This window comes from Methylorubrum rhodesianum (assembly GCF_014199985.1).
GTDB lineage: Bacteria > Pseudomonadota > Alphaproteobacteria > Rhizobiales > Beijerinckiaceae > Methylobacterium > Methylobacterium rhodesianum.
Genome location: NZ_JACHOS010000014.1, coordinates 54,134 through 67,426 on the forward strand (window position 1 = coordinate 54,134; position 13,293 = coordinate 67,426).

Annotated in this window: 13 protein-coding genes and 1 pseudogene; 11 read left to right on the plus strand and 3 right to left on the minus strand. The window is 69.7% G+C overall.

The window, feature by feature from the left end; all coding sequences use genetic code 11:
• Positions 1–204: 204 nt before the first annotated feature.
• From HNR01_RS27650 to HNR01_RS19700, 3 genes and pseudogenes are all read right to left on the minus strand, one after another.
• Positions 205–834 (minus strand): annotated as a pseudogene (locus HNR01_RS27650) (transposase family protein); the annotation flags it as partial.
• A 48-nt stretch (positions 835–882) separates the two neighbouring features.
• On the minus strand, positions 883–1,248 hold the full coding sequence (locus HNR01_RS19695) for a GCG_CRPN prefix-to-repeats domain-containing protein (RefSeq protein ID WP_183669294.1): 366 nt from the start codon (positions 1,246–1,248) through the stop codon (positions 883–885).
• 245 nt (positions 1,249–1,493) lie between these two features.
• Positions 1,494–2,546: a SphA family protein gene (locus HNR01_RS19700; RefSeq protein WP_183669296.1), complete on the minus strand. Its 1,053-nt coding sequence runs from the start codon at positions 2,544–2,546 to the stop codon at positions 1,494–1,496.
• Positions 2,547–2,726: 180 nt separating this feature from the next.
• On the opposite strand from HNR01_RS19700, the gene HNR01_RS27375 reads away from it, so the two are divergent.
• From HNR01_RS27375 to HNR01_RS19755, 11 genes are all read left to right on the plus strand, one after another.
• On the plus strand, positions 2,727–3,302 hold the full coding sequence (locus HNR01_RS27375) for a hypothetical protein (protein WP_210313459.1): 576 nt from the start codon (positions 2,727–2,729) through the stop codon (positions 3,300–3,302).
• A gap of 160 nt (positions 3,303–3,462) precedes the next feature.
• The gene (locus HNR01_RS19710) at positions 3,463–5,115 is read left to right on the plus strand and encodes an arylsulfatase (RefSeq protein ID WP_198580396.1); all 1,653 of its coding nucleotides are present in this window, start codon (positions 3,463–3,465) and stop codon (positions 5,113–5,115) included.
• A gap of 18 nt (positions 5,116–5,133) precedes the next feature.
• Positions 5,134–6,162, plus strand: a complete 1,029-nt coding sequence (locus HNR01_RS19715; protein ID WP_183669298.1) for an HAD family hydrolase — start codon at positions 5,134–5,136, stop codon at positions 6,160–6,162.
• Complete coding sequence (locus HNR01_RS19720) at positions 6,159–7,139, plus strand: formylglycine-generating enzyme family protein (protein WP_183669300.1); 981 nt, start codon at positions 6,159–6,161, stop codon at positions 7,137–7,139. Before HNR01_RS19715 ends, HNR01_RS19720 begins: the two co-directional genes overlap by 4 nt.
• Positions 7,136–7,984 carry a DUF4344 domain-containing metallopeptidase gene (locus HNR01_RS19725; RefSeq protein ID WP_183669302.1) on the plus strand — a complete coding sequence of 283 codons (849 nt, stop codon included), beginning with the start codon at positions 7,136–7,138 and terminating at the stop codon, positions 7,982–7,984. The genes HNR01_RS19720 and HNR01_RS19725 overlap by 4 nt, the downstream gene beginning before the upstream one ends.
• Before the next feature lie 184 nt (positions 7,985–8,168).
• Entirely contained in the window at positions 8,169–9,176 is a 1,008-nt protein-coding gene (locus HNR01_RS19730) for an AAA family ATPase (protein ID WP_183669304.1), read from the plus strand.
• A gap of 13 nt (positions 9,177–9,189) precedes the next feature.
• Entirely contained in the window at positions 9,190–10,194 is a 1,005-nt protein-coding gene (locus HNR01_RS19735) for a DUF58 domain-containing protein (protein WP_183669306.1), read from the plus strand.
• Positions 10,191–10,685 (plus strand): DUF4381 domain-containing protein, encoded by a 495-nt coding sequence (locus HNR01_RS19740; RefSeq protein WP_183669308.1) that lies wholly within the window; start codon positions 10,191–10,193, stop codon positions 10,683–10,685. The genes HNR01_RS19735 and HNR01_RS19740 overlap by 4 nt, the downstream gene beginning before the upstream one ends.
• Before the next feature lie 2 nt (positions 10,686–10,687).
• On the plus strand, positions 10,688–11,716 hold the full coding sequence (locus tag HNR01_RS19745) for a VWA domain-containing protein (protein WP_183669310.1): 1,029 nt from the start codon (positions 10,688–10,690) through the stop codon (positions 11,714–11,716).
• The gene (locus HNR01_RS19750) at positions 11,716–12,630 is read left to right on the plus strand and encodes a VWA domain-containing protein (protein WP_183669312.1); all 915 of its coding nucleotides are present in this window, start codon (positions 11,716–11,718) and stop codon (positions 12,628–12,630) included. Before HNR01_RS19745 ends, HNR01_RS19750 begins: the two co-directional genes overlap by 1 nt.
• A complete protein-coding gene (locus HNR01_RS19755; protein WP_183669314.1) occupies positions 12,627–13,292 on the plus strand; it encodes a tetratricopeptide repeat protein in 666 nt (221 codons plus the stop codon). Before HNR01_RS19750 ends, HNR01_RS19755 begins: the two co-directional genes overlap by 4 nt.
• Position 13,293 lies beyond the last annotated feature (1 nt).

Here is a 13,293-nt window from a genome sequence, read left to right on the forward strand (position 1 = left end):
GTAGTCTCGGAGCACGGCGAGGCGCGCCGCGCCGTCGAACATGTGCTGCAGCCGCACGAAGGGCCGGTCCGATTCAGATCCACCGGATTTTTGCCGCCGTCGAGGGAGCCGGGGCCGAGTGCGCACGGATCGAGGCATTTGCCCGTGTCGCGAACCTGCATGCCGAGCACATCCTGTCGGCGACCCGGGGGCGTCTCTGCAAGGTCATTTGAGCCAGAGCAGGGTCATGCCGAGCACGACCATGGCGAGGTCGGTGGGGGCGCGGTCCTCGTCGCGGGTGGCGATGCGGCGGCCCTGCTTGAGCCGGCCAATCAGCCGCTCGACCGTGTTGGGCTGCCGGTCTGCGGCTTTGTCGAAGTCGGGTTGGTGCGGCGGATCTTGGCGGATCGGGATCACCGGCTCATATCCGGCGCTGCCTGAGGCGACGCCGCGTAGCGGCTGGCATAGCCTCCTTTCACCTGCCTTCCGCTGCGGTCGCAAGCGCGGACGGCCTCGACCTGGGCGCGGACGGTGCCCCTGTCCATCAAAGCATCCAGCGCAGACGGCTCGTGGCGTTCGTTCATCGTCAGAACAGCCGTGTCCGGCCTACCCCACCCTCGGCGGGCGGAGGCAGCTTGGTCGAGAACGCCCTGGCTGCGCCCGAGCGCCTCGCCGAAGCCCTCGACCGTCGCCTTTCCCCCGATGGAGGCGGACCGGCGTGCCCCGGCGGCGTGGTGTTGGGCGCCCCGTCGCGCCCACGAAATGCAGGTCCCAGTCGAGCTTCCCGCGGGCATCCGCCTGTGCTTGCAGGCGCTGCAGGACTCGATCGAACACGCCCGCTTTGCGCCATTCGAAGACAGCGTCAGGCCAAGGTGGAGCGAACGTTCAGGTCACCGGCTTCAGCTACCGGTGGAACCGGCCGCCGCGGAAGCCGCCACCGTGGTAGCCCCTCCCGCCGGCAAAGCCGCCGGCGCGGCGCGCGTAGACGCCGCGCCCGCCATAGACGCGACCACCGTAAACGCGGCGCCCGTACACCGCGCCGCCGCGATAGCCGTACACGGCGCCCCCACGGTAGTACCCGGGCGCTCCATAGTAGCCGCCGTAGACGTTCGGCCGGCATCCGCCGTAGGGCCCGCGATGGAAGCCGATCCCGCAGCCCCCGGCCGCCTCGGCGGTATCGACGCCGATCCGGCCCTTCTCCATCGTGCCGAGCCCGAGCCAGGTCCCGAAGGCCAAGGCGAAGAGCACCACTGATTCCTTGCTTCGCATCGCGTGCACTCCAGCGTGAGCCGGGGCCGGCCGAGCGGATGGTCGCGCCGGCGCCCCGTCCTGCCGCTCGCCGCTCCTGACGAGGTGCGACGGACGACGGGACTAGAGCGCCGGCCCGCGGGGGTGTCATCGCTGTAACAGTAACAGTGATGACATCGAGGTCCGGGAGCGGGGAGGATCGCTCGGCGGGGTCACCTCAGGTGGGCGGGCCGGCGCTTCCCAGATCCGACGGAGCGGCCCGGATGCTAATTCTTCGCGACGAGCGGGCGGGGCTCCGGGGCGGTCTTCGGGGGAGCCACCCAGAGCGGGAAGGCGACGGACACGAACAGAGTGGTGCCGGCGAACCGGTTCTGCACCTCGACGTCGCGCAGCACCTTCACCCGCGTCGTAACCGGGGTCTGGCCCACCTTGAAGTCGTATCCGAGCATGCCGCCCAACGCCGTTACCCGGCCCCGGAACGGTCCGATGCGGTTGCCGGGACCGCCGTCGTCCGTGAACTGCTGGTAGTGGAAGCCGACGAACCCGAGAGTGAATTCCTTCGTCAGGAACTTCGTGGCCGACCACTCGACGTGGAACTCGTTGCCCGAGATGTAGCGGGTCGCGGGATTCTCGAAGTTGAAGGTCACCCCGGGGATCACCGAGACCTCGTAGCCCGCGACCGGGTCGAGGTAGGTGAGCGCGCCCGTGAGGTCGATGGCGGGCCGGTTCAGGGCCACGTTCGAGAGTTGGCCGACTTCATAAGCGCCCGCCGGAATGTTCCCGCTCAGATTCAGGCTCCAGTGGAAGTTGCCGGAGTGCCAGCCGACGAAGGCGGACACGAAGGGGTCGCCGGCGTTGAAGGTCGAGTCGCTCACCCGTCCCCCGACGAGGCGGTCGATGCGGGGCGAGTACAGCAGGGCCCCCGCGGTTACGGTCGGCTCGCCGAACGGGATCGCAACCGAAAAGCCGAGATTGCCTCCGAAGATCTCGACCGGCGTCACCCAGAGCGGGGTGACGAGATTGATGTTGGAGTCCTGCCGGACGTTCGCGGCCACCACGCCACCCGACTGGAAGGCGCGACCGCCGCCGAGCGCTCCGGAGTAGTGGTAGAAGTCGTTCTCGAAGTAGAAGCCCGGCGGCGGCGTGACGCCCGCCAGGGGGCCGCGAATACCCAACAGATAAACACCCGTCGCGGCCTCGGCGGCCTCGATCTCCCGCTCGAAGGGCGGGCTGATGCACACCGCCGCCGCAAGCGCGAGGACGCCGGCGGCCCTCAGCGATCGTCCGGAAGTGGCTCCGCTTCTTTCAAGGGTCGGCATCCTTCGCCCCAGCATCGTTGCTACCAAGTCCAGGCTACGAAAGGGCCCGGATGAGATAAATATAAAAACCAGTCATATCCTGGGTATCGTCAACGGTGTTGAATTGTTGCAACGGCATCGCGCCGTCGAGGCGCCGTGTCGCGATCCCGTAAAACGCATGCGGAGCAGCACAAGATGCGAATGAATGACTTCATTACTTGGGCTGCCCTGCTCGTATTGGCCACTCTCGCGCCGATCGAGCCTGCGCAGGCGGCTCCCTTGCGCGCCGCCGCGATGCCCGACGTCGCGTCGGACGTCACGCTCGTTCCCGTCGCGCGCCGGCACAACTTCCGCGGCGGAGGCTTCCGGGGAGGCGGTTTCGCCGGGCGCGGGATGGGCGGGTTCCGGGGCGGGTTGGGACGTCCGGGCTTCGCGGGCGGCGGCATCCGGCGCCCCATCGCGGGCCGGGTCCGGCCGGGCTGGCGCGGCGGCGGCGTCCAGCGTCCCATCGCGGGCAGGGTCCGACCGGGATGGCATGGCGGCGGCGTGCAGCGGCGCGGCGTCGTCGTGCGCCGGAACGTCGTGGTCGGCGGCGCCTACCGCCCCTATGGCGCCTGGTGGCCGGCCGGCGGAGCCATCGCCGCCGGAGCGGCGCTCGGCTTCGTCGGTGCGGCCACCGCCGCGGCCTGGGCGGGCTCGCCGCCGGCCCCCGGCTACTGCTGGTTCTACACCGATTCCTCTCGGACGAAGGGCTTCTGGGACCGCTGCCCAGCCTGAGCGCAAGAGGCTTCCATGGACATCCGCCGGCGCGGCCGGCCTGACACCGCCCGCGCCGGCGGAGTGAACCGAAACACGCTGACATCCCGACATTTCGGGTCCGGACCTGCGCCACGCGCAGCCGAGCCCATGAACCGGACCTACCCTGCAGGAGAGGACCATGAGCGAGACGCGGCGGTCGAACGATGGCGATGGCGATCAAGGCGCGAGCCGGGCTTTCAGCCGCCGCGCGATGCTCCTCGGGGGTACGGCCCTGGCCGCATCCACGATGGGTGCCCAGGCTCAAGCACCGGCACCGCAGCCCGCACCGGCAGGGATCGGCTCGTCAGGCAAACCCGTGAACATCTTGGTGATCTTCGGCGACGATATCGGGCAGTCGAACATCAGCGCCTACACCTTCGGCCTGATGGGCTACCGCACGCCCAATATCGACCGCATCGCCCGCGAGGGCATGATGTTCACCGACTACTACGCCGAGCAGAGCTGCACGGCAGGCCGCTCCTCGTTCATCACGGGGCAGTCGACCCTGCGCACGGGTCTGTCGAAGGTCGGCGTGCCGGGCGCGACGGTTGGCCTGCAGAAGGAGGACGCGACCATCGCCGAGCTCCTCAAGCCGCTCGGCTACGCCACGGGACAGTTCGGCAAGAACCATCTCGGCGACCGCGACGAGTATCTGCCGACCAACCACGGCTTCGACGAGTTCTTCGGCAACCTCTATCACCTCAACGCGGAGGAGGAGCCGGAGCAGCGGACCTACCCGCGCGATCCCGAGTTCCGCAAGCGGTTCGGACCTCGCGGAGTCATCAAGTCGTCGGCCGACGGCAAGATCGAGGATACGGGCCCGCTGACGAAGAAGCGGATGGAAACCATCGACGACGAGACGTCGGCCGCGGCGATGGACTTCATGGACCGGCAGGTCAAAGCCAGCAAACCGTTCTTCTGCTGGTTCAATTCCACGCGCATGCACCTGCGCACGCATGTCGCCGAGAACCGCCGCAGCCCGCCAGGCATCACGGCACGGACGGAATATGCCGACGGCATGGTCGAGCATGACGGGCACATCGGGCAGATCCTGAAGAAGCTCGACGACCTCGGCATCGCGAACGACACCATCGTCCTCTACACGACCGACAACGGTCCGCACATGAACTCATGGCCGGACGGTGCGATGACGCCGTTCCGCAGCGAGAAGGACACGAACTGGGAAGGCGCCTTCCGGGTCCCCTGTATGATCCGCTGGCCGGGTCGTATCCAGGCCGGGTCGGTCTCCAACGAGATGGTCAGCGGTCTCGACTGGTTGCCGACCCTCGTGGCGGCCGCGGGCGACCCCGACATCACCGACAAGCTGCTCAAGGGGCATACGGCGGGAACGAAGAGCTTCAAGGTCCACCTCGATGGCTTCAATCAGGTTCCGTATCTGACCGGGCAGCAGAACCGGAGCGCCCGCAACAAGTTCTTCTACTTCAACGACGACGGCGACCTCGTCGCCATGCGCTACGAGAACTGGAAGATCGTCTTCGAGGAACAGCGCGCGCCCGGCACGATGCGCATCTGGGCCGAGCCCTTCACGAGCTTGCGCTTGCCGAAGCTGTTCGACCTTCGTGCGGATCCCTACGAGCGCGCCGACATCACTTCGAACACCTACTACGACTGGTTCGTCTCGCAGCCCTACATCATCTTCCTCGCGCAGGATGAGGTCGCCAAGTTCCTCGGGACATTTCGTGAGTTTCCGCCGCGTCAGCGCGCAGCCAGCTTCAGCATCGACCAAATCATCGAGAAGATGCGGCGTGCCACCGAGGCGCACAGCAAGTAGCCCGTCAGGAGGCAGGCGATGTCCACCCGGGGAGGTACCTTCAGCCGCCGCGGGTTGCTTGCGGCCGCAGCGGCCGTCCCCATCCTGGCGGAGAGCGCGGCCCGCTCTCAGGATGGTCCGTTGCCATCCTGGAAAGACGGTGCCCCGAAACGGGCGATCCTTGATTTCGCCGGCCGCGTCAGCCGCGAGGGCAGCCCCGACTTCGTCCCACCGGCCGAACGAATCGCCGTGTTCGACAATGACGGCACCCTCTGGGCGGAGCAGCCGATCTACTTCCAGGTCGCGTTCGCCCTGGATCGGGTGAAGGCGCTCGCCCCCGAGCATCCGGAGTGGAAGGAGATTCAGCCCTTCAAGGGGATCGTCGAGGGCGACCCCAAGGCCGTCGCGGCTTCCGGGGAGCGAGGCTTGCTGCAAATCATGGCGGCGACCCACGCCGGCATGACGACGGAGGCCTTCAACGACATCGTCGCGGACTGGCTCAAGACTGCGCGCCATCCTCGCTTCGGCCGGCCATACGACAGGCTCGTCTACCAGCCGATGCTGGAGTTGCTCGCCTACCTGCGCGCTGGCGGCTTCAAGACCTTCATCGTCTCGGGCGGGGGCGTCGAGTTCATGAGGGTCTTCGCGGAACGCACCTATGGCGTCCCCCCCGAGCAGGTCGTGGGCTCGTCCGGCGTCACGAAGTTCGAGATGGGTCCCGAGGGGTCGCCGGTCCTCGTGAAGGAAGCCGAGGTCGAGTTCATCGACGACGGTCCCGGCAAGCCGTCCGGCATCAATCGCTTCATCGGGCGCCGACCCATCCTCGCCTTCGGCAACTCGGACGGCGACCACCAGATGCTGCAGTGGACCGCCGCCGGAACCGGCCCGCGCTTCCTCGGCCTCGTGCATCACACCGACGCCGAACGCGAATTCGCCTACGACCGGCAATCCCATGTCGGACGCCTCGACAAGGCCCTCGACGAGGCAGGTCAGCGCGGGTGGACGGTGGTCGACATGCGGCAGGACTGGAAGCAAGTCTTTCCATCAGCCCTTCGGAGTGAGCGATGACCGACGTCCCCGTGCTGGACCGGCACAGCGCCGTCGCCGATCCGGTGTCCGACATGGTCTATCTGCCCGGCGGCACCTTCAGGATGGGCTCCGACCGACACTACCCGGAGGAGGCCCCGGTTCACCGGGTCCGCGTCGACGGCTTCTGGATCGACCCGACGCCCGTCACGAACGCCCAGTTCCGGACCTTCGTGCGGGCCACGGGCTACGTCACTATGGCCGAGCGGAAGCCCAAGGCCGCCGACTACCCCGGCGCGATGCCGCACATGCTTCAGGCGGGCTCCCTGATGTTCAAGCCGCCGAAGGGACCGGTCGACCTCAGGGACTGGAGTTCGTGGTGGCGCTTCAAGTTCGGGGTCCACTGGCGCCGGCCTTACGGGTCGGGCTCCTCCATCGCCGGACTTGACCAGCACCCAGTGGTGCACGTCGCCTTCGCGGACGCGGAGGCGTACGCGGCCTGGGCCGGCAAGGAGCTCCCGACCGAGGCCGAGTGGGAATACGCCGCCCGCGGCGGTCTCGACGGGGCGGAGTTCGCCTGGGGCGACGATCTCACGCCCGGCGGCCGGCACATGGCCAACACCTGGCAGGGCGCATTCCCGCACCAGAACCTGGCCGAGGACGGCTTCGAGCGCACCTCGCCGGTCACGGCGTTCCCGCCGAACGGCTACGGCCTGTTCGACATGACGGGCAACGTCTGGGAGTGGACGACCGATTTCTACGTTCCCAAGCATTCCGCCGATGCGGCGAAGGCCTGCTGCATCCCCCAGAACCCCCGAGGCGGCCGAGCGGACGAGAGCTTCGACCCGAACCAGCCCGCGATCCGTATCCCGCGGAGGGTCGTCAAGGGCGGCTCGCACCTCTGCGCGCCGAACTACTGCCGCCGGTACCGCCCGGCCGCCCGACACCCGCACCCGGTCGACACCTCGACGAGCCACATCGGGTTCCGCTGCGTGCGGAGGGCGGGGGATCGTCCATGAGCGTTCGGGACCGGCTCGCCGTCGCTGTTCTCGCAGCTCTCCTCCCCATCGAGGCTGCAGAAGCACGCGGCGCAATCGCTATGGGGTCGGACCGCATCCGGGTCGTCTACGAGGCGCCGAAGACGGCGGCCTACCGCGAGATCTACGATACCATGCGTCGGCGGCGCGTGCTGGAGCGTGTCGGCGCCATCATCGGGCTCGTCCGCCTCCCGACCCGGCTGACGTACCGCCTCAAGGAGTGCGCCGGGGAGCCGAACGCCTGGTACGCACCCGAGGATCGGAGCGTGACGCTCTGCTACGAGCTTGTCGCCGGCATCCAGAAGGTCGCGCCGAAGACAGAGTCGCCCGCCGGCGTCTCCCGCCACGACGCGCTCGTGGGTCCCGTGGCCCAGATCCTCATGCACGAGAGCGGGCACGCCCTCTTCGATCTCCTCCGCCTGCCCATCCTCGGGCGCGAGGAGGACGCCGCCGACCAGGTGGCGTCCTTTGCCCTGCTCCAGCTGGGCGGCAAGGAGGCGCGCACGGTGGTGAACGGGAGCGCCTACTTCTTCGCGACGACGGGCAAATACGAGCCGGTCGACAAGGGGAGCTTCGCCGACGTCCACGGCTTCTCCTGGCAGCGCTTCTACAATCTCGCCTGCCTCGCCTACGGATCGGACAAGAAGCGGTTCGGCTACATCGTGTCCAAGGGTTACCTGCCGAAGGAGAGGGCCGAGGGCTGCGGCGAGGAGTACGATCAGGTCGCCTTCGCCTTCGACACGCTGATCGTCCCTCATCTGCGTGTGAGGCCGGGCCGCGGCGAGCGGCTGCGCCGCGCGTTCGAGGGCGCCGCGCGAGGACGATAGGCACCGCGTTCAACGGGATTCGGGCCGCCTTTCTCGTCGAGCGCTCGATGCGCGTGATGTCCGCGACCGGAACGTCCTTGAGCATCATCCTCGCGCCGGGCTGAGCCCGGTCGGCAAGGCTGTAACGGTAACAGGGCTGACTTGGGCGCCCGCTCGTCCACACTCCCGCCGGGAGCGCACCGGCATGTTGCAGGACGTCGAGGATCGAGCAGACGTGGGGAAGGGCTCCGCGGCACGGGCCGCCGTCCTCGACCTGCAGACGCGCATCAACCGTGACATCATCGGTCAGGAGCGCGTCGTCGAGCGCATCGTCATCGCGCTGCTGGCTGACGGCCATGTCCTTCTCGAAGGCCTACCGGGGCTCGCCAAGACCCGGGCGATCAAGAGCCTGTCGAAGAACCTGGATTCCGACTTCAGCCGCATCCAGTTCACACCCGACCTCCTGCCGTCGGACGTCACCGGCGGCGAGATCCTGCGCAACGACAGGCAGTTCGAGTTCCGCAAGGGCCCGGTGTTCGGGAACCTCGTGCTCGCCGATGAGATCAACCGCGCCCCGGCCAAGGTGCAGTCCGCCCTGTTAGAGGCGATGGAGGAGCGGCACGTGACCGTGGCCGGCAAGCGCTACGACCTGCCGCCCCTCTTCATGGTGCTCGCCACCCAGAACCCCATCGAGCAGGAGGGGACCTATCCGCTGCCGGAGGCGCAGATGGACCGGTTCCTGATGCACGTCCGCATCGACTACCCTTCCGATGCCGACGAGGTCCGGGTGCTCCGCCTCGTGCGGTCCGAGCAGGCCCCGGTGGGAGCGGCGGCGCCGAAGCCGCCGAAGATCCCGCAACAGGTCATCCTCGACGCCCGGGCCGAGATCGACCGCGTCGTCACCAAGGATGCGGTGGAGGCTTACATGGTCGGCCTAGTGGCCGCCACGCGCCGGCCCGGCGAGTTCGGCGACAAGTTGAAGGCGTGGGTGGCTATTGGGGCGAGCCCGCGCGGCTCGCTCGCCCTCGACCGCTGCGCGCGCGTGAACGCGTGGCTGCGCGGACGGGACTACGCCACGCCGGAGGACGTCCAGGCGGTGGCGCACGATTGCCTGAGGCACCGCGTCTCCCTGAGCTACGAGGCCGGCGCGGACGGGGTGACGGCCGACGGGGTCCTCGACGAGGTGATCAAGCAGGTCGCGGTGGCGGCCTGACGAGAGGCACGCGATGGCGCGGTTGATCGGGCGACGCGGCGAGAAGGGTGACGGAAAGCCGTCGAACGGAGCGCGTGCCTATGTCGGCGTCGACGCGCTCCTGCGCCTGAGGCATCGGGCCAAGGGCTTCAGCTTCCTGCCGCGGCAGCCCGTGCACAGCCTGCTCTCGGGCCGGCACGCCTCCCGCCTACGCGGACGGGGCCTGAACTTCGAGGAGTTGCGCCACTACTTCGAGGGCGACGACACCCGAACCATCGACTGGCTGGCGACCGCGCGCCTCGGGGCTCCGCACGTCCGCGTCTACTCGGAGGAGCGCGACCGGCCGGTCCTGCTCCTCGTCGACCAGCGCACCACGATGTTCTTCGGGAGCCGGCGGGCAATGAAGTCGGTCGTGGCGGCCGAGGTCGCGGCCCTCGCGGCCTGGCGGGTCACCTCGCTCGGCGACCGGGTCGGCGCGGTCGTGTTCGGCGACGCCGACATGACCGTGGTGAAGCCGCAGGGACGCCAGACGGGGGCCGTCCGGGTCATCGCCGAGGTCGCGCGGCGGAACGGGCGTCTCGGTGCCGGCGCCCCACCCCCCGGGGCCGACGGTCAGCTCAACGAGGCCCTGCGCCGGGCCGAACGCCTGGCGACGCACGACTGGCTCGTCTGCCTCGTCACCGACGCTGCGGGAGAGGACGCGGAGACCACGCGCCTCGTCACCCGCCTCACGGCCCACAACGACGTTCTGGCGATCCATGTCCACGACCCGCTCGAGCTGGAACTCCCGGACGTGGGTCCCGCGGTGTTCAGCTCGGGCGAGGCACAGGTCGAGATCGACTCCTCCTCGAAGAGCCTGCGCAGCCGCTACGCGGACGAGCGCGCCGAGTGGCGCAAGCGCCTGGGCGCGTTCTCGCTGCGACGCGCCATCCCCGTGCTGCCGGTCACGACCGCCGAGGACGTCGCGACGCAGTTGCAGGCGCTGATCGGGAGAAGGACCGAGCGGCGTCTCTCCGGCGTCGGAGGGACAGCCCCGTGAACCTGGATCCCGGCAGCCTGGAGAACCTGCGAGACCTGGCGACCCCGGCCCCGGTTTCGTTCTGGCCCCCGGCGCCCGGCGCCTGGATCGTGTTGGCGGGGCTCGCGGCCCTGCTGGCCCTCTTCCTGAGCGATTTGAGGAGACGGCACCGCGCCAACGCCTATCGACGCGCGGCCCTCGCGGAACTCGACGCTCTCGCGGCGTCGCCGCAGCCGGATGCCCATGCCGTCGAGCGGGTCTCGGAGGTGATGAAGCGGGCGGCGCTGGTGGCCTTCCCGCGCGAACAGGTCGCGCCTCTGAGCGGTGCGCGGTGGGCCGATTTCCTCGCCGGAAGCGGCAGGGGCAAGCTCGATGCGCCCGCGTTGCGCAGGCTGCTGTGCGAGGCCTACGGCGCCCATGGTCCGGAGCCGGCCGACATCCGCAGGTTGATCGAGCAGGCCCGCATCTGGGTCGCCGCGCACCGGCCTGCACCCAGGGCAGGGGCGGGCTGACCGTGCTCACGTTCTCCTATCCCTGGCTCGCCGTCCTCGCGCCCCTGCCGCTCCTGGCGTGGTGGCTCCTGCCGGCGCACGTGACGTCCCATGCGGGACTGCGCGTCCCCTTCTTCGCCCGTCTCCTCGCCCTCACGGGCCGGAACCCGCACGCGGGCGGGCTCGTGGCCCCGCGAAGCGTCCCGCGCCTCGCGACGCTGGTCGCCTGCTGGCTTCTCGCACTCGCCGCCCTGATGCGCCCGCAATGGATCGAGGCGCCCCTGCATCGGGACCAGCCGACGCGGGACCTGCTCCTGCTGGTGGACCTCTCCGGGTCGATGGACACCAAGGATTTCACCGACGCGTCCGGCAGGACCGTCGACCGGCTGACCGCGGTGAAGGCCGTGCTCGACGACTTCCTGTCCCGTCGCAAGGGCGACCGCGCCGGGGTCGTGGTCTTCGGCGACGCGCCCTTCGCGCTCGTGCCCTTCACCACGGACCTCGACCTCTGCCGCGCGATGCTGCGCGACATCGTCGTCGGGATGGCGGGCCCTCGCACCGCGCTGGGCGACGCCATCGGGCTCGGGATCGGCCTGTTCGACCGCAGCACGGTGAAGGCCAAGACCATCATCGCCCTCACCGACGGCAACGATACGGCCAGCCAGGTGCCGCCGACCGAGGCCGCGCGTGTGGCGAAGGACAAGGGCATCGTCATCCACACGGTCGCCATCGGGGATCCCGCGACGGTCGGGGAGGACAAGCTCGACGAGACGGCCCTGAAGGACGTGGCGTCCGCGACGGGCGGCGGTTTCTTCCGCGCCCTCGACCGCGACGAGCTCGCCCGCATCTACGACCGCCTGGACGGGATCGAGACCCGCCGGATCGACACGGTCACGTTCAGGCCGCGGAAGGACGCCTACTGGGTCCCGCTAGCAGGAGCCCTACTCGTCTCGCTTCTCGCGCAGGCGGTTCACCTGCTTCTCCGGGGCCGAACCCCGTCGCGTGCGTCCCTATTTAATCCCGGGCTGGCCTCGAAGGCGGGGAGCTCGTGATGGACGCCCTCGCGGCCTTCCATTTCGAGCGCCCGGCCTGGCTCCTGTTGCTGCTGCCGGCCGCGGCGCTCTGGTACCTGGAGCGGCGGCGCTCGGACGAGGTCCTGCGCTGGCAGCGCGTGATCGACCCGGAACTCCTTCGGCACCTGCTCGTCGGGCGGGAGCGCCGGTCGTGGTTCTCGCCGGACGCGGTGCTCCTCGCCGTCTGGGTTCTCGCCGCCGTCGCCGTCGCCGGACCCGCCTGGGAGCGCGAGCCGTCGCCCTTCGCTGATGCCAAGCCCCCGGTCATGGTCGTCCTCCGGGTCGCGCCCACGATGATGACCCCGGACCTGGCGCCGACCCGCCTCGACCGGGCGCGCCAGAAGTTGGCCGACCTGCTCACGCTGCGCGAGGGGGCTTCCACGGGCCTCGTCGCCTACTCGGGCTCCAGCCATCTCCTCCTGCCGCCGACGCCGGACGCCGGCGTCGTCCTGAACCTCGCGCAGGCCCTCTCGCCCGAGATCATGCCGCGCGAGGGCGACGACATCGCGGGCGCCGCCGCGCTGGCCGACCGCGTCCTCGCGGGAGGCGGCCACGGCGGCGCGATCCTGCTGATGGCCGACACCGCGACCGACGCCGCGGGCGGCCTCGGCCCAATCCGGCTCGGTCACCCCGCGACGGTTTTCGCGCTCCTGCCGCCGGGCCAGGATCACGGTCCCCTCGCAGACGTCGCCCGCGCCCTCGACGCGGACCTCATCGCGACCACGGTGGATCAGGCCGATGTCGAGGCGGCCGCCCGGCGGCTCGACCGCACCGGCCGCGCGGCCGAGGTGGCGGGCGAAGGGCAGCATTGGAAGGAAGCGGGCTACTGGCTGACGCCGCTCCTCGCCCTCCTCACGCTTCTCGGGTTCCGTCGCGGTTGGGTGACGGCATGATCCGCCTTACCCGACCCTCGCACCCGTACGTCCTCGTGGCGCTGGCCGTGTTCCTGGCGCTCGGCGCGACCGCCTACCACGTCGGCTGGAGGAACCTCTTCCTCACGCCGGACCAGCGCGGGCGTTTCCTGATGAAGCGAGGCCGTCCGGGCGAGGCGGCTTCCGCGTTCCGCGATCCGGTCTGGCGCGGGGTAGCCCTGTTCCGGGCGGGCGACTTCAAGGCGGCGGCGCAGGCGTTCGGCGGCGTCGACACGGCGGAGGGCGCCTATGACCAGGGCAATGCCCTGGTGATGCTCGGCAAGTACGACGACGCCGTGAGGCGCTACGAGCGGGCGCTGGCGCTCCGCCCCGGATGGGAGGCTGCGGCCGCCAACCGCGCGATCGCGCGCCTCCGGGCCGAGCGCATGCGCCAGGAGGGAGGCGAGACCGGGGACATCGAGTCGAGCCCCGACGAGATCGTCTACGACAAGGGCAAGAAGGGCGGCGCGGACACCACGGTCGAGGGCGACGGGAAACTCATGTCGGACGAGGCGGTCCGGGCCCTCTGGCTGAAGCGGGTGCAGACGCGGCCGGCCGACTTCCTGCGGGTGAAGTTCGCCTACCAGCTCCAAACGGCGTCCGGAGCCGATTCCGGGGCGCCGGCGCAAGGGCGGCGACCGTGAG

Excerpts from the sequence above, each read along its gene's own strand:
- HNR01_RS19695 (WP_183669294.1), bottom strand. The coding sequence starts at position 1,248 with ATGCGAAGCAAGGAATCAGTGGTGCTCTTCGCCTTGGCCTTCGGGACC.
- HNR01_RS19700 (WP_183669296.1), bottom strand. The coding sequence starts at position 2,546 with ATGCCGACCCTTGAAAGAAGCGGAGCCACTTCCGGACGATCGCTGAGG.
- HNR01_RS27375 (WP_210313459.1), top strand. The coding sequence starts at position 2,727 with ATGAATGACTTCATTACTTGGGCTGCCCTGCTCGTATTGGCCACTCTC.
- HNR01_RS19710 (WP_198580396.1), top strand. The coding sequence starts at position 3,463 with ATGAGCGAGACGCGGCGGTCGAACGATGGCGATGGCGATCAAGGCGCG.
- HNR01_RS19715 (WP_183669298.1), top strand. The coding sequence starts at position 5,134 with ATGTCCACCCGGGGAGGTACCTTCAGCCGCCGCGGGTTGCTTGCGGCC.
- HNR01_RS19720 (WP_183669300.1), top strand. The coding sequence starts at position 6,159 with ATGACCGACGTCCCCGTGCTGGACCGGCACAGCGCCGTCGCCGATCCG.
- HNR01_RS19725 (WP_183669302.1), top strand. The coding sequence starts at position 7,136 with ATGAGCGTTCGGGACCGGCTCGCCGTCGCTGTTCTCGCAGCTCTCCTC.
- HNR01_RS19730 (WP_183669304.1), top strand. The coding sequence starts at position 8,169 with ATGTTGCAGGACGTCGAGGATCGAGCAGACGTGGGGAAGGGCTCCGCG.
- HNR01_RS19735 (WP_183669306.1), top strand. The coding sequence starts at position 9,190 with ATGGCGCGGTTGATCGGGCGACGCGGCGAGAAGGGTGACGGAAAGCCG.
- HNR01_RS19750 (WP_183669312.1), top strand. The coding sequence starts at position 11,716 with ATGGACGCCCTCGCGGCCTTCCATTTCGAGCGCCCGGCCTGGCTCCTG.
- HNR01_RS19755 (WP_183669314.1), top strand. The coding sequence starts at position 12,627 with ATGATCCGCCTTACCCGACCCTCGCACCCGTACGTCCTCGTGGCGCTG.